Origin of the sequence: Flavobacterium sp. DG1-102-2, assembly GCF_033042555.1 — a bacterium.
Taxonomy (GTDB): Bacteria; Bacteroidota; Bacteroidia; order Flavobacteriales; family Flavobacteriaceae; genus Flavobacterium.
Genome location: NZ_JAWLIK010000007.1, coordinates 13,913 through 37,674 on the forward strand (window position 1 = coordinate 13,913; position 23,762 = coordinate 37,674).

General features: G+C 41.4%; 23 protein-coding genes. 15 read left to right on the top strand and 8 right to left on the bottom strand.

Annotated features, from left to right (window positions below; genetic code table 11):
- The first annotated feature begins 21 nt into the window (after positions 1-21).
- From R1T16_RS11125 to R1T16_RS11165, 9 genes are all read left to right on the top strand, one after another.
- Complete coding sequence (locus R1T16_RS11125; protein ID WP_317501180.1) at positions 22-1,305, top strand: OmpP1/FadL family transporter; 1,284 nt, start codon at positions 22-24, stop codon at positions 1,303-1,305.
- A gap of 12 nt (positions 1,306-1,317) precedes the next feature.
- Positions 1,318-2,898: a G-D-S-L family lipolytic protein gene (locus R1T16_RS11130; RefSeq protein WP_317501181.1), complete on the top strand. Its 1,581-nt coding sequence runs from the start codon at positions 1,318-1,320 to the stop codon at positions 2,896-2,898.
- A 76-nt stretch (positions 2,899-2,974) separates the two neighbouring features.
- A complete protein-coding gene (locus R1T16_RS11135) occupies positions 2,975-3,319 on the top strand; it encodes a phage holin family protein (RefSeq protein ID WP_317501182.1) in 345 nt (114 codons plus the stop codon).
- A gap of 121 nt (positions 3,320-3,440) precedes the next feature.
- Positions 3,441-4,766, top strand: coding sequence for a trigger factor (gene tig, locus R1T16_RS11140; protein WP_317501183.1), 1,326 nt, complete (start codon positions 3,441-3,443; stop codon positions 4,764-4,766).
- Between the two features lie 92 nt (positions 4,767-4,858).
- The gene (gene clpP, locus R1T16_RS11145) at positions 4,859-5,533 is read left to right on the top strand and encodes an ATP-dependent Clp endopeptidase proteolytic subunit ClpP (RefSeq protein ID WP_317501184.1); all 675 of its coding nucleotides are present in this window, start codon (positions 4,859-4,861) and stop codon (positions 5,531-5,533) included.
- A 73-nt stretch (positions 5,534-5,606) separates the two neighbouring features.
- Entirely contained in the window at positions 5,607-6,839 is a 1,233-nt protein-coding gene (clpX, locus tag R1T16_RS11150) for an ATP-dependent Clp protease ATP-binding subunit ClpX (protein ID WP_317501185.1), read from the top strand.
- A gap of 457 nt (positions 6,840-7,296) precedes the next feature.
- A complete protein-coding gene (locus R1T16_RS11155; RefSeq protein WP_317501186.1) occupies positions 7,297-9,408 on the top strand; it encodes a glycoside hydrolase family 97 protein in 2,112 nt (703 codons plus the stop codon).
- Positions 9,409-9,551: 143 nt separating this feature from the next.
- Entirely contained in the window at positions 9,552-10,217 is a 666-nt protein-coding gene (locus R1T16_RS11160) for a hypothetical protein (RefSeq protein WP_317501187.1), read from the top strand.
- Positions 10,218-10,222: 5 nt separating this feature from the next.
- Positions 10,223-10,363 carry a hypothetical protein gene (locus R1T16_RS11165; RefSeq protein WP_317501188.1) on the top strand — a complete coding sequence of 47 codons (141 nt, stop codon included), beginning with the start codon at positions 10,223-10,225 and terminating at the stop codon, positions 10,361-10,363.
- A 66-nt stretch (positions 10,364-10,429) separates the two neighbouring features.
- Here R1T16_RS11165 and R1T16_RS11170 read toward each other — a convergent pair whose 3' ends face one another.
- Entirely contained in the window at positions 10,430-10,795 is a 366-nt protein-coding gene (locus tag R1T16_RS11170; protein ID WP_317501189.1) for a hypothetical protein, read from the bottom strand.
- A 160-nt stretch (positions 10,796-10,955) separates the two neighbouring features.
- On the opposite strand from R1T16_RS11170, the gene R1T16_RS11175 reads away from it, so the two are divergent.
- The 4 genes from R1T16_RS11175 to R1T16_RS11190 all read left to right on the top strand — a co-directional run bounded on the left by R1T16_RS11175 (position 10,956) and on the right by R1T16_RS11190 (position 13,228).
- Positions 10,956-11,795, top strand: a complete 840-nt coding sequence (locus R1T16_RS11175; RefSeq protein WP_317501190.1) for a DUF5694 domain-containing protein — start codon at positions 10,956-10,958, stop codon at positions 11,793-11,795.
- A 48-nt stretch (positions 11,796-11,843) separates the two neighbouring features.
- Complete coding sequence (locus R1T16_RS11180; protein ID WP_317501191.1) at positions 11,844-12,239, top strand: hypothetical protein; 396 nt, start codon at positions 11,844-11,846, stop codon at positions 12,237-12,239.
- Positions 12,240-12,264: 25 nt separating this feature from the next.
- Positions 12,265-12,852, top strand: a complete 588-nt coding sequence (locus tag R1T16_RS11185; protein ID WP_317501192.1) for a hypothetical protein — start codon at positions 12,265-12,267, stop codon at positions 12,850-12,852.
- An 85-nt stretch (positions 12,853-12,937) separates the two neighbouring features.
- Positions 12,938-13,228 carry a hypothetical protein gene (locus R1T16_RS11190; protein ID WP_317501193.1) on the top strand — a complete coding sequence of 97 codons (291 nt, stop codon included), beginning with the start codon at positions 12,938-12,940 and terminating at the stop codon, positions 13,226-13,228.
- Positions 13,229-13,511: 283 nt separating this feature from the next.
- Here R1T16_RS11190 and R1T16_RS11195 read toward each other — a convergent pair whose 3' ends face one another.
- Positions 13,512-13,688 carry a hypothetical protein gene (locus R1T16_RS11195; protein ID WP_317501194.1) on the bottom strand — a complete coding sequence of 59 codons (177 nt, stop codon included), beginning with the start codon at positions 13,686-13,688 and terminating at the stop codon, positions 13,512-13,514.
- Between the two features lie 74 nt (positions 13,689-13,762).
- Complete coding sequence (locus R1T16_RS11200) at positions 13,763-15,298, bottom strand: GH3 auxin-responsive promoter family protein (protein ID WP_317501195.1); 1,536 nt, start codon at positions 15,296-15,298, stop codon at positions 13,763-13,765.
- Between the two features lie 40 nt (positions 15,299-15,338).
- Here R1T16_RS11200 and R1T16_RS11205 point away from each other — a divergent pair, with 40 nt between their 5' ends.
- The gene (locus R1T16_RS11205) at positions 15,339-16,136 is read left to right on the top strand and encodes a DUF2797 domain-containing protein (RefSeq protein ID WP_317501196.1); all 798 of its coding nucleotides are present in this window, start codon (positions 15,339-15,341) and stop codon (positions 16,134-16,136) included.
- Between the two features lie 240 nt (positions 16,137-16,376).
- Here R1T16_RS11205 and R1T16_RS11210 read toward each other — a convergent pair whose 3' ends face one another.
- Positions 16,377-19,043 (bottom strand): AsmA-like C-terminal region-containing protein, encoded by a 2,667-nt coding sequence (locus R1T16_RS11210; RefSeq protein ID WP_317501197.1) that lies wholly within the window; start codon positions 19,041-19,043, stop codon positions 16,377-16,379.
- A 50-nt stretch (positions 19,044-19,093) separates the two neighbouring features.
- Positions 19,094-20,920, bottom strand: coding sequence for a signal peptide peptidase SppA (gene sppA, locus R1T16_RS11215; RefSeq protein WP_317501198.1), 1,827 nt, complete (start codon positions 20,918-20,920; stop codon positions 19,094-19,096).
- A 153-nt stretch (positions 20,921-21,073) separates the two neighbouring features.
- Between sppA and folK the strand changes: the two genes are divergently transcribed.
- Complete coding sequence (gene folK, locus R1T16_RS11220; RefSeq protein WP_317501199.1) at positions 21,074-22,219, top strand: 2-amino-4-hydroxy-6-hydroxymethyldihydropteridine diphosphokinase; 1,146 nt, start codon at positions 21,074-21,076, stop codon at positions 22,217-22,219.
- Positions 22,220-22,384: 165 nt separating this feature from the next.
- On the opposite strand, the gene R1T16_RS11225 is transcribed toward folK, so the two are convergent.
- The 3 genes from R1T16_RS11225 to R1T16_RS11235 all read right to left on the bottom strand — a co-directional run bounded on the left by R1T16_RS11225 (position 22,385) and on the right by R1T16_RS11235 (position 23,761).
- Positions 22,385-22,795, bottom strand: a complete 411-nt coding sequence (locus R1T16_RS11225; protein ID WP_317501200.1) for a hypothetical protein — start codon at positions 22,793-22,795, stop codon at positions 22,385-22,387.
- A 46-nt stretch (positions 22,796-22,841) separates the two neighbouring features.
- A complete protein-coding gene (locus R1T16_RS11230) occupies positions 22,842-23,261 on the bottom strand; it encodes a lipocalin family protein (RefSeq protein ID WP_317501201.1) in 420 nt (139 codons plus the stop codon).
- A gap of 110 nt (positions 23,262-23,371) precedes the next feature.
- Positions 23,372-23,761 (bottom strand): HIT family protein, encoded by a 390-nt coding sequence (locus tag R1T16_RS11235; RefSeq protein WP_317501202.1) that lies wholly within the window; start codon positions 23,759-23,761, stop codon positions 23,372-23,374.
- Position 23,762 lies beyond the last annotated feature (1 nt).

Below are 23,762 nucleotides of genomic sequence, written 5' to 3' on the forward strand. Positions count from 1 at the left end.
GAAACTAACACTTCTTTAACTATGAGAAAACTATTATCTTTAACAATGATGGCTCTTGCAACATCTACTGCTTTTGCGGGTGGATACCGTGTGAGTCTTCAGGGTCAGAAACAATTAGCCATGGGACACACCGGTGTGGGCGTTGTGAACAGTGCCGAGGTATTGTTCTTTAATCCGGCAGGTGCGGTATACCTTAAGGATCGCTTTAGCGTATCTGTAGGTGCCAATGCGCTTTTTGCAAGAACAAAATTCCAGAATCTGGAAAATAACCTGAGAAATTCTACCGAGAATGTAGGTACTCCTTTTAGTGCGTACATCGCATATAAGGCTACCGACTATCTTTCTGTGGGCTTAGCAGTATACACTCCTTATGGTAGTGCCGTAGAGTGGGACAAAGACTGGGATGGCGCACACCTTGTTAATGATATCGATTTGCAGGCTATCTATGTGCAGCCAATTGTTTCGGTAAAAGTTAGCGAACAGTTTAGTGTTGGTGGAGGGCCTATCTTTGTTACAGGAAGTGTAAACTTTAACAGGAACGTAGGAAGAAGCGTTACTGACGAAATGGGCAATAAAACAGATGTAACCATAGACCAGAGCGGTGTAACTGCATGGGGATGGAGTGCAGGTTTTATGGTAAACCCAACAGACAAAGTAAGGATAGGTTTTAACTACCGTTCAGAAATCACAATGAAAGCACGCGATGGTGCTGCTACCTTTAACCAGGTGCCTGCTTACCTTGCCGATGCTCCTACATCGCCACAGGATATACAGTTAGGCAATACTACATTTAATGCTAATCTGCCCCTTCCTGCAGAACTTACTGCCGGTTTCTCGGTACAGCTTTCAGATAAATGGCTTGTAGCTTTTGATTATAACAGGACTTTCTGGAATGTATACGATGCGCTTATCGTAGACTTTAAGGCTAGCCCAACATCTCAGGTGCCGCAATCGGTTAACCCGCGTAACTACAAAGATTCAAGTACCTACAGGGTAGGTACCCAGTTTAAGCCAAATGAAAAATTCTCTTTCCGTGCGGGTGCTTACTTTGATGAAAGCCCGGTTCAGGCAGGATATTTTGCTCCTGAAACACCAAGAAATGACTCTGTTGGTCTTACAGGTGGTTTAACCTACATGATTACAAACAACCTTGGTGTTGATGTATCATTCTTATACCTTCACTTTAAAGAGATCGACGCTTCGTACAACCATTACATAGAAGACGGAAACGCTAACGTTTCGTTTGGCGGAACATACAAAAACGTTGTTTTCTCTCCCGGAGTTGGCCTATCTTATCGCTTTTAATCTTACATGAAAATGAAAAATACTAAAATTATATACTTAGCGGTTCTTGCAGCAGTATTTGCAGGCTGCGAACCAGAGTTTGATAACGAAGTTACTAACGGCAGCTACAGCGCCGGTGAAGCTGATTTCAGTTCGTATGTGGCGATAGGTAACTCGCTTACTGCCGGTTATATGGATGGTACTGTTTTTAGAAGTGGACAGCAGTATTCGTACCCTAATATCCTTTCGCAGCAGTTTGCCCTTGTAGGTGGCGGTGCATTTACGCAGCCTTCGTATGCAGACGACATAAATAATACAGGAGGTTTTTTATTGGGTACTACCCAAATTACAGCTACCCGTCTTATTATCAATGCTTCTATAGGAGGCCCTCAGCCAATTGCCGGCACGCCAACAGCTAATGTAGGCACGTTACAGGCTACGGCTTATAATAATATGGGAGTGCCGGGTGCAAAGACATTCCACCTTCTGGCTGCCGGTTATGGTAACCTTGCCGGTGTTGCTACAGGGCAGGCTAACCCTTATTTTGTGCGCCATGCCACGTCGCCTACAGCCACAGTGCTTGGAGATGCAATGACTAAGAACCCAACGTTCTTTACTAACTGGATAGGTAACAACGATGTGTTGTTCTATGCAATATCTGGTGGTACGGGTGTTAACCAGACAGGTAACCTTAATCCTGCTACTTATGGAGGTAATGATATTACCGATCCTCAGGTTTTTGCAAGTGCCTATTCTACTATTATGAATACGCTTACATCTAACGGTGCAAAAGGTGTTTGTGCAACTATTCCGGATGTTACATCTATACCATATTTCACGACAGTACCATATAACCCGCTTACAGCTTCGGTTATAGGTTCTGGTAATGAGCAGGTAGGCCAGGCAACAATTACTGCGCTTAATACTCAGTTATACGGTCCGCTTAAGCAGATACTTACGGCTTTCGGCCAGGGGGCAAGGCTTAACCTGCTTTCAGCTACAGAAGCTAATCCACTGTTGATAAAAGATGAGTCGCTTACAGATCTTGGAGCCCAGATTACGGCGGCTGCGGCTGGCAGCGGAAACCCTCAGCTTATAGCGCTTGCTCCTTATTTAGGTGCTAACTACGGCCAGGTAAGACAGGCTACGGCTCAGGATCTTGTACTCCTTACTACGAGAACTGTAATTGGTACAAATGCGCCAAACGCAATAGATCCTCTTAATAAATATGGGCTTACTTTCCCGTTACAGGATCAGCACCTGCTAACAGCTACAGAGGTTACAGAGATAGTTGGCGTAACTGAAACGTATAACAATACGATCAAGGCTATCGCGGCTTCAAAAAACATTCCGGTTGCAGATATGCACGCAGTGCTTGGCCAGCTGGTAACAGGCTTACCATCGGCAGACGGACAGATTTATAAAGCGGGTTACTTTAGCTCGGCTACGGCAAATACTGTAGTATTCTCTCTTGATGGTATCCACCCTAATGCAAGAGGTTATGCTTTTGTAGCAAACGAATACATAAAAGTAATAAACAGTTATTATAAGGCGCACCTTCCGCTTGTTATTCCGGGCTATTTTCCAGGTGCAACGGTACTTACGTCTAACTAAGACTGTATCTAATATTTTATTAAAAGCATTCGCTGCGGCGGATGCTTTTCTTATTTTTGCTTAAAACCAAAACACAATGAATACACTTATCAACATCTTTTTTACGGCAGTATTTGTACTGCTGCTGGCACATTTTATGCCGGGTGTGCATGTAGACAGCTTTTTTACGGCGGTAATAGTGGCAGCCGTGCTTGGACTGCTTAATATCTTTGTAAAGCCTATACTGGTGCTGTTTACGCTGCCGGCAACGATTTTTACACTTGGGTTGTTCCTGCTTGTTATCAACGCAATTATAATTTTGATATGCCAGGAGCTTGTAAAAGGATTTCATGTAGACGGCTTTTTAAAGGCGTTGCTGTTCAGCCTTATCCTTTCATTCTGCCAGTCGCTGGTGTCTAGCCTTTCAGAGAAAAAAAAGTAAGCAGGAAAAATTGATATTCTTTTTCAGGATATTGGTATACAATATTTTAAAAACTTGTATGGGTTGCAAAAAAACTTTAATTTTGCAACCCATATATTATGATATAAAACAAATTTAGATAATGAATATTACAAGAGAGCAGGTAGATGCATTAAATGCTGTTGTAACAGTAGCTGTAACCAAAGAAGATTACAAACAAAAAGTTGATAAAGTTTTACAGGACTACAGGAAAAATGCAAGTATTCCTGGTTTCAGGAAAGGTGCAGTACCTATGAGTCTTATCGAAAAACAATATGGTAAAGCTGTTCTTTTAGAAGAGGTAAACAAAATACTTCAGGGTTCTCTTAACGATTATCTTGTTGCAGAAAAACTAGACATATTAGGTAACCCACTACCTAAGGTAACGGAAGATTTTAACTGGGATGCAGACGATTTCTCTTTTGAGTTTGAACTTGGCCTTGCTCCTGAATTTTCAGTAGACCTTGGTGCTAAAAACAAAGTGGTTAAATATAACATCACTGCAGACGAAACTATGCTTACTGAGCAGGTAGAGCGCATCCAGAAGCAGTTTGGTAAGCTTATCTCTAAAGAGAAATCAGAAGAAGGAGATGATATCCGCGGAAGGTTTACAAACGAGGAGAAAGGTATTGATGCAGAGGCTACAATAACTTCTGATATTTTCAAAACTAAAACTACAGGTAAGAAATTCTTAGGCAAAAAAGTAGGAGATGTAGTTACTGTTTCTACTAAAGGGCTTTTTGATGACGACCACAAACTTATGGATTACCTTAAAGTAGGGCATGATGATGTCCACGGTCTTGATGTAGAGGTAAACTTTACCATAGAAGAGATCAACACATCTGAGTTAGCTGAGCTTAACCAGGAGCTTTTTGATAAACTGTTTGGCGAAGGTGTTGTGACATCTGAGGCGCAGCTTAAAGAAAAGATCAAAGAAGATGCAGAGCAGCAATTTGCTTCTCAGGCAGACCAGAAGTTTCTTAACGATGTTACTGAGTCGCTTATAGAGAACACTAAATTTGACCTTCCTAATGAATTCCTTGTGAAATGGCTTCAGACAGCTGGCGAATCTCCTCTAACTCAGGAAGAAGCTGAGGCTGAATTCAAAAAATCAGAAAGTGGTCTTCGTTACCAGCTTATTGAAGGTAAAGTTATCGCTGAAAACGGCCTTCAGATCACTTTTGATGACCTTAAAGCATATACTGCAGAGGTTATCAAAAAGCAAATGGCGCAATTTGGCCAGCTTAACCCAACCGATGAGGATGTGGAAGGTATTGTTGCAAGAGTGCTTTCTAACAAAGACGAGGTTAAGAGATTATCTGAGCAGGTAATGAGCGAAAAAATGCTGAACCTTTTTAAAGAAAAAGTGGCGGTAAAAGCTAAAGATGTTACTTATCAGGAGTTTATCAAAGAAATGTACGGAGAATAATTCTCGTAAAAAATAAGTATATTTGAACGTCAGTCTTTTTAGGCTGGCGTTTCGTTCTTTAATGCAAACAATCAAAAATTTTAAAAACAACTATGAACTACGGTAAAGAATTTAAAAACTATGCCACGAAACATCATGGCGTAAATAACTTATACTACGATAAACTAATCAGCCGCGTTACGCCTACAGGCATGACACCATACATCATGGAAGAGCGCACGATGAACGTTGCCCAGCTTGACGTGTTTTCACGTCTTATGATGGACAGGATCATCTTTCTTGGCACAGGTATAGACGACCAGATTGCAAATATCGTTCAGGCACAGTTATTGTTCCTTGAAAGCACAGATGCCTCTAAGGATATCCAGATCTATATCAACTCTCCGGGCGGAAGCGTATATGCAGGTTTAGGCATGTATGATACCATGCAGTACATCAGGCCTGACGTGGCTACGATCTGTACAGGTATGGCAGCATCTATGGGTGCAGTGCTTTTATGTGCAGGAGCAGCAGGAAAACGTTCGGCACTGCCGCATGCAAGGGTTATGATCCACCAGCCATCAGGAGGTGCACAGGGTGTAGCTACAGATATGGAGATCAACCTTCGTGAAATGCTTAAGCTTAAAGAAGAGCTTTATGAGATCATCTCTAAGCACTCAGGACAAACATTTGACAAAGTGCACAAAGACAGCGAAAGGGATTACTGGATGAAAGCCCCTGAGGCTAAAGAGTACGGAATGATTGATGAAGTGCTTATCAGAGAATAAACAATAAAATTACGCGTTATGTAACAATAAGGCTGGTTTCCAGTCTTATTGGTGCGTAACCAAAATAATTAAAATGGCTAAAGAAGTATTAGAGTGTTCTTTTTGTGGTAGGAAGAAGCCGGAAACAAACCTGCTTATAGCGGGCATTAGTGCGCACATTTGCGACCGCTGCATTGAGCAGGCGCATGGTATTGTGCTTGAAGAATTAAAGCAGTCGGGCACAACGGCGCTATCTGCAGAGCTTGAGCTTAAAAAACCTAAAGAGATACGCGCGTTCCTTGACCAGTATGTTATTGGTCAGGACCAGACTAAAAAAGTGCTTTCTGTAGCGGTGTACAACCACTACAAGAGGCTTATGCAGGCACAAGGCGAAGATGGTGTTGAGATTGAAAAGAGCAATATCCTTATGGTGGGGCAGACAGGTACAGGTAAAACGCTGGTTGCTAAAACCATAGCCCGTATGCTTAATGTGCCGCTTACTATTGTAGATGCTACGGTACTTACCGAGGCAGGCTACGTAGGGGAGGATGTGGAAAGCATACTTACCCGCCTATTACAGGCTGCCGATTATGATGTGGCTAAAGCAGAGCGCGGTATCGTGTTTATTGATGAGATAGACAAGATTGCCCGTAAAAGCGATAACCCATCTATTACCCGAGATGTTTCGGGTGAGGGCGTGCAGCAGGCATTGCTTAAACTGCTGGAGGGCACTGTGGTTAACGTTCCGCCGAAAGGGGGAAGGAAACACCCTGACCAGAAGTTTATTGAGGTAAATACACAGGATATCCTGTTTATTGCCGGCGGTGCTTTTGACGGTATAGAACGTGTTATCTCTAAGAGGCTTAACCGCCAGGCAGTAGGTTACAGCACGTCTAAAAATGCCGATAACATAGACAAAGACAACTTGTTGCAGTATATTATCCCTAAAGATGTGAAGGATTTTGGGCTTATCCCTGAGATCATCGGGCGTATGCCGGTACTTACACATATGGATCCGCTTGACAGGGAAACGCTTCGCGCTATCCTTACTGAGCCTAAGAATGCTCTTGTAAAACAGTATGTTAAGCTTTTTGCTATGGATGAGGTTGCCCTTACCGTAGAAGACAGTGCACTGGATTATATTGTAGAAAAGGCATTGGAATACAAGCTGGGTGCCAGAGGGTTACGTTCACTTTGCGAAGCTATCCTAACCGAAGCAATGTATGAACTGCCGGGTTCTGATGAAAAGGAACTGCATATCGACAGTGAGTATGTAGAACACCACCTGAACAGGACACTTTTGAAACGTTTAAAAACGGCTTCTTAAGGGTTTGAGTGTTCCCCTCTTGAGAGGGGTTAGGGGTGTGTTATATTGCATATCTTAAAACATAAAATTTTCATAATCCTTCGCCCCGGCGGAGGATTTTTATTTAAAATAATTCTTACAGAAATGGTCTAAAAATGGCCTAATGTTACGCATTTGGTTCTCAAAATGCGGTTTTACTGCGTAAAATTAAAATTTATAATTAGTTGTAAATAAGAGGTTTGAAAATTAATGTTACGCATTTGGTTTTTCAAAATTGGCGTGATTTTTTGGTAATTAAAGTCGCTAAATTTACCATACCAAAATCAGGGAATCATTTTTTAAACCGAATTATCTAAAAGTCCGAAAACCGGATAATATAAAATAAAGTTGTCAACACGAAAACGGTTTCGGTCATGTGTTTATAGTATTATCTGCTGAAATTGGGTACTTTAGCATTTCAAAAGACAAACTATATACTATGAAGAACTTGTTTTCTGCCGTTTTACTATTGGCAGCGGCGTTGGCGGGAGCACAAACTGTCCCATCACCCGACAAAAACCTTTCGCTAACCTTTGGCCTGAGCGCAAAAGGAGAGCCTACTTACCAACTTACTTACAAGAATAAACCGGTCATAAAGACCAGTAAATTAGGGCTTGACCTTAAAAAAGGTACCGACCTGCTTGAGGGTTTTACTGTATCGGGAACTAAACAAGCCACTTTTGACGAAACCTGGAGCCCGGTTTGGGGAGAACAGAAATCAATACGCAACAACTATAATGAATTACTTGTAACCCTTGCACAGGCTGCCGAAAAGGGCAGGTATATCAATATCCGTTTCAGGGTGTTTAATGACGGGCTTGGTTTCCGTTATGAGTTCCCGGAACAAAAAAACCTTGACTACTTTGTAATTAAGGAGGAAAAAACACAATTTGCCCTTTCGGGAGACCACAAAGCATTCTGGCTTCCGGGCGATTATGATACCCAGGAGTACAGCACAATGACCTCTAAACTGTCTGAGGTTCGCGGACTTATGAAAACGGCAGTAACGCCAAACGCTTCGCAGCACCCATTCTCAGACACCGGCCTGCAGACACCGCTGATGATGAAAAGCCCTGACGGACTGTATATCAACATTCACGAGGCAGGACTTATTGACTACTCTTGTATGTCGCTTAACCTTGATGATAAGAACATGGTACTTGAATCATGGCTTACACCCGATGCCATTGGCGATAAAGGTTATATGCAGGCATTTGCACAATCGCCTTGGAGAACGGTGGTTGTGAGCGATAAAGCTGCTGATATCCTGGCTTCTAAACTGATACTTAACCTTAATGAACCTACCAAATACAAAGACGTCTCATGGATCAAACCGGTAAAATATGTAGGTGTATGGTGGGAAATGATTACAGGCAAAAGCACATGGGCGTATAACGACCTTACAAGCGTGAAACTTGGCGAACTAGACTACTCTAAAACCAAGCCTAACGGCAAGCATGGTGCTAATAATGCCCATGTAAAGGAGTACATAGACTTCGCAGCAAAACACGGATTTGACGCTGTTCTGGTAGAAGGCTGGAATGAAGGCTGGGAAGACTGGTTTGGCAAATCTAAAGAGTATGTTTTTGACTTTGTATCACCATACCCAGACTTTAATATTAAAGAACTGAACGACTACGCGCACTCGAAAGGCGTTAAGATTATCATGCACCATGAAACATCGGGTGCAGCGGCTAACTATGAGCGCCATATGGATAAAGCCTACCAATTGATGAATCAATATGGCTATGATGCTGTAAAAAGCGGTTACGTGGGCGATATCATCCCTAGGGGAGAGTTCCATTACAGCCAGAGCATGATCAACCACTACAACTTCGCTATCACTAAGGCAGCTGAATATAAAATTATGGTGAATGCCCACGAGGCAGTGCGACCTACAGGCCTGAGCCGTACGTATCCTAACTTAATAGGTAACGAAGCAGCACGCGGTACAGAGTACGAAGCCTTTGGGGGAAACAACCCAGACCATACTACCATCCTTCCTTTTACACGATTAATGGGTGGGCCGATGGATTACACCCCGGGTATCTTCCAAACAAAAGTTAGCGCTTACAATCCTGAGAATACTTCATTTGTACACACTACGCTTGTTAAGCAGTTAGCACTATATGTAACGATGTACAGCCCGCTGCAAATGGCAGCCGACCTTCCTGAAACCTACAACAAATACCTGGATGCTTTCCAATTTATTAAAGATGTGGCTGTAGACTGGGATGCGTCGTATATCCTTGAGGCAGAGCCGGGAGATTATATTACAATAGCCCGTAAGGCAAAAGGAAAAGAGGAGTGGTATGTAGGCGCTATTAACGATGAAAATGCACGTACGGCTAAAATTACGTTTGAATACCTGCCTAAAGGCAAAACCTATACAGCGACCATTTATGCAGACGGACCTGATGCACATTACGAGAAAAATCCGCAAAGCTATACCATCAAGACTATTAAGGTAAACAGCAAAACCAAGCTTGACCAGAAACTGGCTCCGGGCGGTGGTGCGGCAATTAGTATTAAAGAAGAAGTGAAAAAATAGTTTCTTATTATATAAGGATTAAATGTAAAACTCCGGAGGTCAATAATGGCGTCCGGAGTTTTTTATCTTGCAAGGTTTTTATAACCTTGTAGGTATAATTTTATATATTTGGAATAGATCAATTTTAACGAACTTGATTTTTTATGAATATACTAAATAATTATGAAATAAGGTTTGATACCATTGATGTATATGGGTCATTTAGGGTGATGCATTCAGTTAATGAACTCCTGTCAGCTTATGTTACAGAATTTAATTCCTATAGTAGAGCAAGTCAGTTGCTAAATAGTATAAATAATTTGTTAGCTAGTGATCAAAAAGGATGCGGTACAACTCAAGGAATGATTTCAGTAATTACAGAATCGGGCGTAACAAAGTTGTCAATGGAAGTTCCGGAATATGTTAATGAATCATTGCAGCTTGACTTTGAGTTGCCAACAACTCATCTTAAAGAAATTGTAGAAGCTTGGGTTAGTTATTTAAAAGAAGAAGCGAATGTTTCGATGGTGATTCAATACCTTAAAGAACTCGAAGACTTAAATGCTATGAAGTTGTTCAATGTGTTTTCAAATCTGCCATTAGCGATGGGGGATATTGTAAAGATGGAGATGCTTTATAATAGTGGAACCCCTTTTCCTAAGTCCCTAAGAGAGTTGTTATATATTGCTGGAAACTATTGCTCAGTAATAGATTTGGGGAGCGATCCATTTGCTTATCAAATGGAAATTAGGGATGCAATTATTTATGTAATAATTCTATTAATAAACCTTTTTTTGGTTTCAATCAATTTGGCAATCAATTTTCGTTAATTTTTTTGGATGACATTTCAGAAGATCCTGAAGTAATGGACGTGCAATTAGGGCTTGGTTTAAATAATGAATTTATAATGAAATCGGGTGTTACGTTGTCAAAGCTTATTATTGAAAGAATAGATGATCTTAAGAAACGTTCATAAATAGTAAGATCTAACCGAAATCCTTTTGTAGACAATGGTATCATAGTCTTATCTGTATTTCTGTAATCAATCATCATCAATTGATTCTTCGATAAACTCCATTACAAAAATCTGGTAGTTGTAATGAATTTCTATGGGGCGTGCATGGTTGGCTGTTTTTAAATGATCCAGCAGTTGCTGGTGGAATTCAGGATCTTTATCTTTTCCTTCGGCAGCATTCAGTCCGGTAATGGCATAACTTGCAAAGGTATCGGGAACGCTGAGTTTTTCGTGCATTTCGGTAGAAAGGACAAACCCGCCGTCAAATATAGCTACGATGTCATCAACGGTAATTTTTTGGATGGCAGTAAAAAAATCATCAGGAACATATCCTCTTTCGGCTTTTAGTTCGGTTCCACCGGGAAGGCGAAATATGGCTTTGTAATTTGGCATGTAATGTAATTTTGTGCTAAGTTACATATTTAATACTTTTTGAAAATAGCAGTTTTATAGGTTCTTTTTATCGTCCTATAGATGAACTACGATACAATCTTGTAGGTATAATTTTATATATTTGGTTAACCAATTCCAATTTTAATTACCTCATCGTACAATGAAGAATAGCTATTTTAGACTCTCCATGCTTTTGCCAGCTCTGGTACTTGCCTCATGCGCAGCCAAACTGCCTTACAACCAACAGGCTATATATAAAGATAAATTTGACGATGCAGTGCCGGTGCTTAACGTGGCGACATTCCACATGGGCGAAACCACCGATGCAAACTCAACAGAATTTGATGAAAATGATAAAAAGAACCAGCAGGACGTAAAAAGGGTTGCAATACTGCTGGCCGAATTTAAGCCAACAATAATTGTAATTGAAAGCCTGCCGGAAAGAGATTCAATTAGAAGGGCAGATTATCTGGATTACCTGCAGCACCCGGATAAAAAGTTTAAAGACCCTGACGAAAGAGAGCTTCTTGCTTACGAGATTGGGAGATTAAGCGGCGCACAAAAGCTATACGGCATCGATTTTAAGGAAGGATACGATTATGATATTGGCGAACAGGTAATAAGCAAGGTTGATAAGACTACAACGACAAAATACTGGCAGTTGATAGATGAGAACGAGAAAAAGAATCCGGAGAAAGGGATTCCGTTTTACGATCTTTTCAGGCTGAATAATCATCCTCAATATTTAGAGAGCCTTATCAATATCAACGCTGATTTGCTGACCTATATTTCGAGCAAAGGAAAATCGGAAGGGGCCAACGAAGCGGCAAAATTTTATCACAGGAACCTGGTTATGTTCTCGAACCTGAACCAGATTCAGGTTAATAAAAATGACAGGATCCTGATTTTAATGGGAGGAACGCATACCGCGTTTTTTAATGATTTTCTGAAAAGAAGCCCAAAATACAAGCCCGAAAATATATTTAAGTATTTAAAATAGTTTTTTGGCTTACCTAATTTCTATATTTGAATCAAACAAATTACAACATTGAACTATTCCTATAACACACCCGAAGAAGCGATTGCCTCATTAGAAAGCGCCTACACCAATAACGACTTGGAAGGTATTATCAATTCTAAAGATTTTATGGAGGAAGCTAAAGTGATACTGGATCAGGCAAAATATGAGTATGATACATCAGATGAATTACTTCTTGAGGAGACAGCCAAACTTTTACAACTAGGACTAACACAAAGTCTTCAGGAAAATGGATTCCCTGATTTTTCATATTTGAAATCTGAACTTTATGGTTTACAAAAAGTAAGCGAAATCATTTATGTGATCAACAAAAAGATAACTTATCCTGATGCAACTATTTATGAAACGAGGATTTTCCTGTCAAATAAGAATGATGTTTGGAAAGTGGTGTTGGTGGAAGAATAATTCCATGCTATCTTAAATAATAACTATGAAATATGTACTGTTTTTTTTAGTGCTTTTCGCATTCGTTGGTTGCAGTAAACCGGTACAGGAGGATGTTATGCACGATGCGGTAAATCAGATTATCGGGGAAATGGAAGGTAAAGGTTGGGAAGCAGAAGGCAGCCCGTCGTATGGTTACCTGGTAGACAGGTCGTCTGCGGCTTCTATGATACCTATAACCGATGAGGACAAGCTGGATACGTTTCTTTCGGAGGAAACAATACGAAAGTATTTTTCAAAAGAAGATATAGAAGCATTTAAGCAACAGGCTCTGAAATATAAGAATATGGTATATGATAAAAATAAAATTACGGCTAAAAAGATAATTTCGCATAATGAACTTGACAAACTAATACAAAATCGAAATGCATTTTGGAAAGAGTACGAGAGCAGGTATGGCAAAACAGGATTTTACGATATTTCCTTTCCGCTATTTTCTGCCGATGGGACAAAGATGTTGGTTGCTATAGAACATTGTCGGTTTGGCTCTTCCAGTAGTGGCTACGTTTGCATTTTCAACAAGGTAAATGGCAGGTGGGTTGTTGGGAAACCATTGTATAGTTATTTAAGCTGATGTTTAAATGCAACCCTCTCATTTTCTTTTATTTATTCCCGTTCCGCTTTTTAATGTCGTACCTTACTTAGCTAAATGATTTATTATGACAAAAGCCGAAAAAAAAATACAGCTCAATAAGCTGATTGCTGAATTTCTGAAAGCAACCGATAAAGAACTGCTCACGAACCTTCGCAACGATATCTATAAGGAGATCAACAAACTGCCTATGTCGTCTAACGACAGGAATGCCACCGAAGAATCTATGTATTTATGGAATTACAACAGCGACAGGTATATTGAGAACCCAAAGAGCATAACCATACGCACCTCCCTTGCCTCCGATTTTGATGCCATCGTAAAGACTGTTGATATTTCGTTGCTGAGTAATAAGTAATTGATTGTTCTTTTGTCTTGAAACAAAGAACCAAAAGTTCAAGGCTGCAACTTCTTAGGCTACAAATTGCCCAAATCAGCTAAACCATTCGAACTCGCTTCGCTCAAACAGCGAATGCTTCTTAACGCTAATTCGATTAATTTGCTTAACGCCACAAAGTTTAAGGCCTTAGCTTCACTCAGCTGTGATGTGAGTAATATAGTCCAGTCCTGGTTCCCCTCTTTTTTGGAGAGGAGATAGGGGTGAGGTCAAACAAAAAGCCCCACTTTCCGTGAGGCTTTCATTATACGTCTTTAGTCTGAGACTGTTGCTTTATTCTCTCTGCTGTATTTTTTGCGGTTTCCACATGGCTTATGCAGCGGCGTGTTCCCCCGCATCCGTAGCGGTGCAGTTTCGGTCCGCATGAACCTAATAGTAATAGTGTAGCGGCTCCAAGTGTAAAAAAGTACTTCCTCTTCATTATCATCGTTTTCATTTTGCGTGTACATATATGCAAACATAATGCCAAACTACTGATACAGTAGTTGTTAAAGTCTAAGCGAGGTCGGTGGTAAAACTATCCTGCATCGACTTAAGCTGTTCCAGATAATGGCGTTCATTGCTTAGGCGCGGTATCTTATGCTGTCCTCCCAGTTTGTCCTGCTCCTTAAGCCAGTCATAAAATAATTTAGGGCGGGCTACATTCAGTACTAACGGGTTAAGGGTCATATTATTGTAGCGTTTTGCTTCATAATCAGAATTTAACGTCTGTAATGTTTCGTCCAGTACGGTACGGAAATGGTCGGCGTCCGCCGGGGCTTCCTTAAACTCAATGATCCACTCATGGGCGCCTTTTTCGCGGCCTTCCATAAACACAGGGGCAACAGTATAGTCTATCACTTCATGCCCGGTAATCTTGCAGGCTTTGGCAATAGCACTGTCGGTATTTTCTACCATCAGTTCCTCACCAAAAACATTGATATGGTGCTTGGTCCTTCCGGTTACTTTGATACGGTACGGATTAACAGATGTAAACCTAACGGTATCGCCTATCATGTAGCGCCACAGGCCGGAGTTGGTCGTGATCACAATGGCATAATTCTTATCCACCTGTACTTCTGCCAGCGGAATTACCCTTTGGTTCAGCGTACCGAACGTATCCATCGGGATAAATTCGTAAAAGATGCCGTAATCCAGCATCAGCAGCAGTTCGTTGCTGTCGTTAGAATCCTGTATGGCAAAGAACCCTTCGGAAGCGTTGTATATCTCGTAATATTTAAAGTCGGCTTTAGGCAGTATCTTTTTGTACTGGTCGCGGTACGGTTCAAAGCTTACGCCGCCGTGAAAGTATACCTCCAGGTTAGGCCATATCTCCATAAGATTGGTTTTACCGGTTTCCTCAAGGGCGCGGTTCATAAGCACGAGCATCCACGACGGTACACCGGCAAAGCTGGTTACATTCTCATTGATGGTCTCTTTTACGATGGCAGGCAGTTTGGTTTCCCATTCGCTCATAAGCGATACCTTATTGCTGGGTGTACTGCTGAATTCTGCCCATATAGGCATGTTATCTATAAGGATAGCAGAAAGGTCGCCAAAGAAAGAGTTATTGTCTGCATAGAGCTGTTTACTGCCCCCAAGGCGAAGCGACTTACCTGTAAAGAGCTGCGATTCTTCGTTGTTGTTAAGATACAGGCATAAAAGGTCTTTCGCGGCTTTGTAGTGGCAGTCCTCCAATGCATCAGCACTAACGGGAATAAATTTGCTTTTGGCATTGGTCGTCCCGCTCGATTTGGCGAACCATTTTATTGGCGTGGGCCAAAAGACATTCTGCTCACCTTTGCGGGTAAGTTCTATTATCGGTTCGAGGTCCTCATAGGTAGAAACGGGTACCCTTTCGGCGAATGCCCTGTAGTTTTTTGCCGATGCAAAATCGTATTTTCTGCCTATGGATGTACCCTCAGCGGTGCGTATCAGGCTCATAAGCAACTCTTCCTGAACCTCGTTAGGGTATTTCAGGAACAATTCTATCTGGTGAATGCGCTTTTTAAGTATCCACGAAGCAATGGAATTGATAATTGGCAATGCCATATTTTAGTATCTTTATGCCCATAAAAATACTAAATTTTCCATGCAATACGAAGGGGTTTTAACAAAAATGCAAACAGAGGCGGGAAGCCCTATACAATATTACCTTGTTTTTGAAAACAGTTTCTTAAATATGAACCAGCTGTTGGGCAAGGATATAGATATAAACTTCATGGGATTTCAGTGCCTTAACTGCAATAAAAAAAAGAAAATTTACCGCCAGGGATTTTGTTATGATTGTTTCTACAGTTCTGCTTCGGCGGGCGACTGGATCATGCGCCCTGAGCTGAGCACAGCCCACCTTGGCATTGCCGACCGTGACCTGGAGTACGAAACAAAGGTACAATTGCAGCCCCATGTTGTTTACCTTGCTGCTGCAAGCGACATGAAGGTAGGGGTGACACGAAAAACACAGGTGCCTACCCGCTGGATAGATCAGGGGGCATCATGGGCAGCGCCATTAGTAGAAGTACCTAACCGTTACCTTGCCGGTATAACAGAGGTTGCACTTAAAGGCCATTTCTCGGATAAGATCAACTGGAAAAAAATGCTTTTAAATGAGGTAAACGAGATTGACCTCCTATCAAAACGAAATGAGATACGATCGCTGCTTCCTGAAGAGGTGCAGCAATACTTTGACACCACTCCCGAAAAATTATACACGTTAGATTACCCTGTACTGCAATATCCAAAAAAAGTAAGCGCAAGCCTTAACCTTACCACTACACCCAACTATGCAGGCAAACTGGCAGGTATAAAAGGGCAGTACCTTTTGTTTGTAGACGGCACTGTTTTCAACGTGCGCTCGTATGAGGGCTTTGTGGTGCAGATAAATGTGTAAATAGTTTACGCTTCTGTCATTTTTAGCGAAGTGCAACGGAGTCGAAAAATCCCGATTGAGATTTGCTTCGCCGGTCGGGCATAGCCCTTGGGTCTCCACTGCGCTATCGCTTCGGTGGAAATGACAAACTATAATATAAAACGCCTGATGAAATTTCATCAGGCGTTTTATATTATATGAGATTTTCCACTCCGCTTTGCTGCGTTCAGAATGACATGTTGTACTGAAAACTGCGACTGTTTACTCTTTCTTCTCTTTCTTCTTGAACAGTCCCTGCAGTACTTTACCGGCTGCTTCCTTGCCTTTTTCTTCCAGTTGTTTCTGGGTTTCGGCGTTGGTTTTAGGTGCAGTCTTGGTTGTATCTGTGCTTGTTTTGTTACCGCCAAGCAGTTTGTTCAGGGCATCGGCACCTTTTGTTTTAGCCTCGTCTACATACTTGTCTTTTTGTTGTTTTACAAGCTGCGTAGTAAGGTTGGTTACAGCCTTGCCAAGGTCGGTGCTTACTTTAGGGTTTTTAAAGTTACCCGAGATGATGGCATTTACCGGAACGCTTATCTTACTTGGGTCAGATTTTATAGAGGTAAGCAGTTTGTTTACATCATTGCCCAGGTATTTCGCAGGCACATCAAATGCTACGTTATAAGCCATATTCTGGTCAAAACCGTGTGTACCGTCAATCTTTATATCAATATCCTGGTATTTAAGATCAATTGGCTTGATGATCACTTTGCCTTTATCAAATGTAAGGTTGATCTTTTTGTTCAGGTCAATCTTTTTTGGGTCTAAGAACTTCACGTTAGAGGTAAGTGCCGAAAGCAATTTCGAATTCTCAGGATTTATCGCTGTTTGCGCCAGGCTTCCTGCAAGGTCTCCCGAAAGCGAATTCAGGTCAGGTGTCATTTCTTTAGAGTCAAGGTTACCATTCACTTTAATGGCCGTATTAATTTTGCCCGTTACCACACCCGCAATAGGTGCAATGGCCTTAAGCATTTCCAGCTGGTTAAACGACTGGGTGATATCTATATTGTTAAGGTTAAGGTCCATGTCAAACGTAGGCGTTTTCGCCTTGGTAGATACAGTACCGTTCATTCCTATCTGTCCGCCAAAGATCGAAGTCTTAACATTCTGCAGCGTTACCGCTTCATCTTTAATGATCATTTTTCCTGATACATCACTAAGCTGAAGGTTGTCATACACCACAGTACCGGCTTTAGCCGTAATGGTACAGTCAAGGAAAGCCGGGATCTTAACTGCGTCAGACGCTGTTGTTGTCTTTTTGGTTTCTGTTTTTTCAGAACCCTGCTCTGTCGTTTTTGTCGTTGTCGTTTTAGGCGCTTCAGGAGCCATGAAATCAGCAACAAGCAGCCTGTTAGAATTCATGTTAAAGTTACCTTTAAGCGTCTGGTCCCTGAAAACGAAACCATAGAAATTATCAAGCGTACCGGTAACAGCAATGTCAGATCCTCCCGTTACAGCATTAAACTGGCTCAGCGTAATGCGGCTTGGATTAAACTGAACGCTTGCCATGTTTATTTTTATCGGCTTAGCCAATCCTTCGCCTGCGTATGTAAATCCGCTAAGGCTTATGGTACCGTTGTTCTGTATTTTCTCGTACTGGCTTGTCTCTACCGATTTCATGTCGAATTTCGTTTCAACATCAGCTTTCAGGATTCCAGAAAGCGGCATATCCAGTTTTACAGGATAGGCTTTAGATACGTTAGCAAGGTTAACTGTACCTTTTATCTTGGCATCTACAAGTGCATTTTCTATAATGTTCTTTATTGTAGCGCTTGCATCAAATGTATCCTGGTCTATCCTGAACGACAATTTATCAAGGTTAACATAAGTATCGTTAAGTACTCCGGTCTCATTGATGATCTTGGTATCAATAACAATATTCTGAACCGATTTTGGCAGGTCAGGATATTTAAACGATGCATTGTTAGACGCTATCGCAACGTTGAATTTCGGAATCGAATTATCGCCATTCAGTCCGTTTACCTTACCGTTTATGGTAAAATCGCCTTCGGTCTTAACCGATGCCAGGTTACCTGAATAAGCTTCCGGAACCAATCCTAAGAAGTTCTTGAACGATGAGGTTGGTGTTTTAAACGTAATGTCTATCTGCTGTCCCTGTTCTACCATGGCAAACGTACCGTCAAACTCAAGCGGCAGCTGGTTGATGAGTGCCTTATTGTTTTTAAACGTGTAAATGCTTTTATCAAGGTCAAGGCCCAATACCGCATCAAGGCTAAGCGCAACATTTTTCATGTAGTTGGCTTTGCCCATGCTAAGCGAAAGCTTTGCTGTGGTTTTGGTGTCAAGGTCAAGCTTGTTAGCAGCCATGTTTCCTTTACCTTCGTGGTTAAGGCTGTCTATAACCATACTTATTCCTGAACGGGCATCGGCATATTTAAAGCGAAGGTTCTCCACTTTATACTTTTGCATATTAAGCGCAAAAGGTTTGCTTTCTTTAGCTTCGGCTGGTTTTTCTTCTTTGCTTTTAATTGCAATATCAAAGTTACCTATGCCATCTTTATTAAAAAGTATGTTCACGATACCGTTCTTCGTGCCTATGTACTCAATATTCATTGGTTCGCCATCGCTCTTAAACAGTTCTTTAACCGATATATCAAGATCAACTTCGCCCATGTACACAAGCGTATCGCCGGCAAATGGTGCTTTGTTTATAACGCTCAGTTTTTCTATGGTAACGTTAGCTTTAGGGAAACTCCTGAAAAGGCTCAGGCTTACATCCTCAACCGAAACAGTAGCATCTACATTTTCGTTAATCGTTTTCAGGACAAGTTCTTTGATCTTGTCTTTAAATAAGAACGGCGCTGCCGCCAGTGCAATAATAATGACCAGAAGTACAATACCGGTCCATTTTAAAATCTTCTTAACCATGATAACTTTATTTTGACCTTAAAGGTAAGGAATATAAGCTTTAACGAAAATTATCTTATGTTTATTTCGTACGGCATTAACACTTGTGTACCCTTCATTTGGGTTGTCCTGCGAATGCGCTCAATAACACGGTAGTTTTCTGCACCCACCTCTTCTTTAATAAACTCCTCTTTGCTTTGTGCAAACGGTAATCCCAGGGCTCCGAATATCTTGCTGAAGTCTTTTTCAAACTCAGGATAGTCGTGTACGGCATAATCTGTAGTTTTACCCAGTTTTGCAGCGTGTTTTATGGCAGCGTCAAGTCCGCCTATCTCATCTACAAGACCAATTTTTATCGCTTCGCGTCCACTCCATACACGGCCCTGCCCAATAGAGTCAACCTGTGCAGTAGTAAGTTTTCTTCCGGCAGCTACACGGCTTATAAACGTACCGTATGTTTTTTCTACGCCTTCCTGTATAAATGCCCTCGTTTCGTTTTTAAGCGGCGAGAACACACTGTATCCCGATGCATTTTTATGTGTGCTAACCTCTTCGGTATGTATTCCTATCCTGTTAGAAAGTTCAGTAAAGTTTGGCAGCATGCCAAATACGCCTATAGATCCTGTAATGGTACCTTCTTCGGCAAAAATACGGCTGGCGTTACACGCAATGTAGTAACCGCCTGATGCTGCTACGTTACCCATAGAAACTACCACCGGCTTTACTTTTTTAGTCAGCTCGATATCCCTCCATATAAGTTCAGATGTCAATGCGCTTCCTCCCGGAGAGTCTACGCGTAGCACGATAGCCTTAACGCTTTCATCTTCCCTTGCTTCTTTTAGCGCTTTGCGCATTCCTTCTTCTGTAACTACGTTAACATCGCCTTCACCGCTTCTTATTTCGCCTTGTGCATATATAATGGCAATCTCATCTGCCGCACCTGCGTTTTCTGCTTTTAAAGAAGCCGATTGTACATAGTCAAGTATAGATACTGTAGTTATCTCTTCGTCTTTTTTAAGCTTAAGCGCTTTTTTAATAGCCGATTCATATTGGTCCTGGTACGCTATCTTATCGATAAGCTTAGCGCTCTTAGCCAGTTCCGGAGTACGTGCGCCAAGCCTGTCAGCAATGCTGTTAAGGCTGTCTACAGGTATCTTGCGGCTTTTAGATATATCGGTCACGATAGAACTCCAAACCGAATTAAGCAGTACTGTAAGCTGTTCCCTGTTAGCAGGGCTCATCTCGTTGCTAAGAAAAGGCTCAACGGCACTTTTGTATTTACCATGGCGGATAACCTCCATCTTAACGCCTGTCTTGTCCTGAAGGTCTTTGTAGAACATCACTTCAGATGATAAACCTTTAAAATCAACCTCACCTACAGGGTTAAGGTAAATAGTATCGGCAACCGAGTTCAGGTAGTAATCTTTTTGCGAGTAACCTTCAGAATAGGCAACGATAAATTTACCCGATTTCTTAAATGCATCAAGCTCGTCACGAAGCGCTTTGCTTTGTGCCATACCCAGCGCTATATTGCTGTTGGTAATGGTTATACCTTTTATCTTATCGTCTGTTTTTGCAGCGTCAATTGCCCTTATAACATCCACAAGCCCTTCTTTAGGCTCAGAGTCAAACATGGCAAAATCTTTATATTTAAACTTTCCTGAGTAGTCGTTGGTCACTTCGCTAAGGTCAAGCTCAATAACACTGTTGTCTTCTACTGTTACAACGCCTTCTTTATTACTGCTGCCTGCTGCAGCCGCAATTACACCAAAAATGATGATAAGGAAAAAAAATAAAAAGCAGAATACAAATATTCCTACTACGGTAGAAAGTACATTCTTAAAGAAAACAGCCGATGCAGACGGCTGGCGCTGAGGGTGTTTTGGAATCTCGTTCATCTTGAAATGGATATTTTATTTATATAATAGTCGCACATATACTAAATATGTTACAGTTTGCGAAGATAGAATTTTACAAACCATAGGTTAAAATGCCTTTTAAAATTATTAACAGTATAAAAAAGCACGCATTGTTTTGCTTACTTTGCAGGTATGAGATTTCAAAACAAGGCAATACTTTCGCTGGGCAGCAATATGGGTAACCGATTGGAAAACCTGCAATGGTGCATCAGCTATATACATAACCACGTGGCAACCGTGGCAAAGGTTTCCGGCATTTATGAGAACCCTTCGATAGGGTTTGATGGTGCCGATTTTTACAACTGCTGCCTGCTGGTGCATACCCAAAAACCTGCATTGCAGCTATTGGACGAATTACTGAAAGCCGAACTGGAGGGGGGTAGGGTACGCAATCCTGACGGTGGTTACATATCGCGTACTATTGATGTTGACATTATTACCTTTAATAACGAAGTGATAGGCGAAGCCGAACTTACGATACCGCATCCGCGGATGCAGGAGCGTAACTTTGTTATGGTACCGTTAAGGGATGTTGCACAGGATTGGCTGCACCCTGTTCTAAAGAGGGATATCAACCATCTGATAACCGAATCAAAAGATACAAGCGCGTGCGAATTTGTACTGCAGCTGCCGTCTCCGGTAGACGAATTTAAAGTGCAGCGCCACAATTACATTGCTATTGAAGGTAATATAGGTGCAGGCAAAACCAGCCTTGCCGGAAAACTGGCAGAAGACTTTGGCGGAAAGATAGTGTTAGAACGTTTTGCCGATAACCCTTTCCTGCCGCAATTTTACAAAGATCCGCAGCGGTATGCCTTTTCGCTTGAGATGTCTTTTCTGGCTGACAGGTACCAGCAGCTTACCGATGATATTGCACAGATACATCCGGTAAACGATTTTGTCGTAGCCGATTATCATATCATCAAATCGCTTATTTTCTCTAAGGTTACGTTAGGCGGTGATGAATATGCGTTATACAAAAAACTGTTTGATATCATGTATGGCGAAATGCGCAGGCCGGGATTATATGTGTATCTCTATCAAACGACTGAAACGTTATTGGCACACATAAAACTGCGCGGACGCAGCTACGAACAGCAGATTGAAGCCGGATACCTTGACAAAATTAACGAGGGCTATCTTGACTACATCAAAACCCATAGCGGGCTTAATGTTTTAGTGCTCGATGTGTCTAACCGCGACTTTGTACACAATCAGGAGGATTACCTCTGGGTATTGGGAGAGATTGAGAGGATAGTAAGTAATGATCAAAAATAAAAAAAGGAAGCATTGTGCCCACCGGTGGCGCGAGAGTCCCGCTCCTGTCCTTAAAAATAAGTACAGCACGAGCGAGACGCTCACACCAGCGATAAGAGGCATAAAAAAAGAAGCACAAAGGCTTCCTTTTTTATATAAAACCGTCCTGAGACAGCGCTTTATTTTTTATGGTGTACTTGTAAATACGTATCCTATTTTCAGGCCATTAAAAGTAGTTTCGGCTTCCAGCTCTTTAGAATTAAGTTTGTTAACGGTATAGATTATTGTTTCGCCGTCAAGAACAGTAGTAAGTTTGTTGGTGTTGGCATCGATAGTATATGTGCCATTAGTTATCTCCGGATCAAGCTGGCAGTTATAGATGTCTACATTTTTAGCTACACCGCCTTCAAGAAATTCAAGATAATCTTTACCGCATGCTTCATTTACGTGGTCGGTTTTTTTGCCGTTTACCCATGTTGCAACATAATACCATCTTTTATTAAGCTGATTAAGGTTTACCGTGTTTTTTGGTGAATCGTCGTCTGAACAGCCTGCAAGGCATATCAATGCCAGTGCTAATCCCAATATTTTTTTCATGGTTCGTGTTTTATTTTATTACTATTAAACGTTTATTTATGGTTAACTATTGTAAAGACACCGGTTTGTAGGTCACAATCACGGTTTCTATTACCGGGTCTACAGGTGTAACAAAATACCTTATCTGCTCCTTTATCTTCATTTGGTTTTTAGAAAGCGCAACAATCTCTGTACTGTAATTGTTTCTCGTTACCTGATTGCCATTAATGCTGTATTCTGATTCTGAATATACAGTTTCACTGCATTGGCTGACTCCAATTTCCCTGAATTTATAATCGGCAGAGAATTCATAGTAATCTGTTTCGCAGGGAATGTATCCTTCATCATAATTAGTGTTATCCTGACTGAATGTAGTTCCTGTAATATACCATTTGTTCACGATGTAGGCAGGGTTAACGGTCGCGTCATCATCACTTGAGCAGGCGGCAAGTAAAAACAGTAACGATAATGGCAAAAATTTCTTCATGGCTGCTGTGCAGGTTTTCTCACTGCAATAATAAGCAAATAATATAAATTCAACTATAAAATAAAACCACGCTGTGGCGTGGTTTTAAGGTGTCTGCTCATGTGGGCAAACTATACGTTTGCGGCAATAGCCTTTGCTAAAGCTTCAAATTCTTCTTTTTCAAGTTTTACCTTGTTCACAAAACGCATCTCATCCATTTCGTTTAATGGGATAAGGTGTACGTGCGCGTGAGGCACTTCAAGGCCTACAACAGCTACACCCACGCGTTTGCAGGGAACGGTTTTTTCTAAGGCAATGGCAATCTTGCCCGAAAACTTCATCAGGCCAAGGTAGTTTTCCTCGTCCATGTCAAAGATCTTGTCAATTTCCTGTTTCGGTATGCAAAGGGTATGGCCTTTAGCGTTAGGATTTACATCCAGGAAAGCAAGGTAGTTGTCATCTTCCGCTATTTTATAAGCCGGAATTTCGCCGTTTATTATTTTTGTGAATATAGAGCTCATA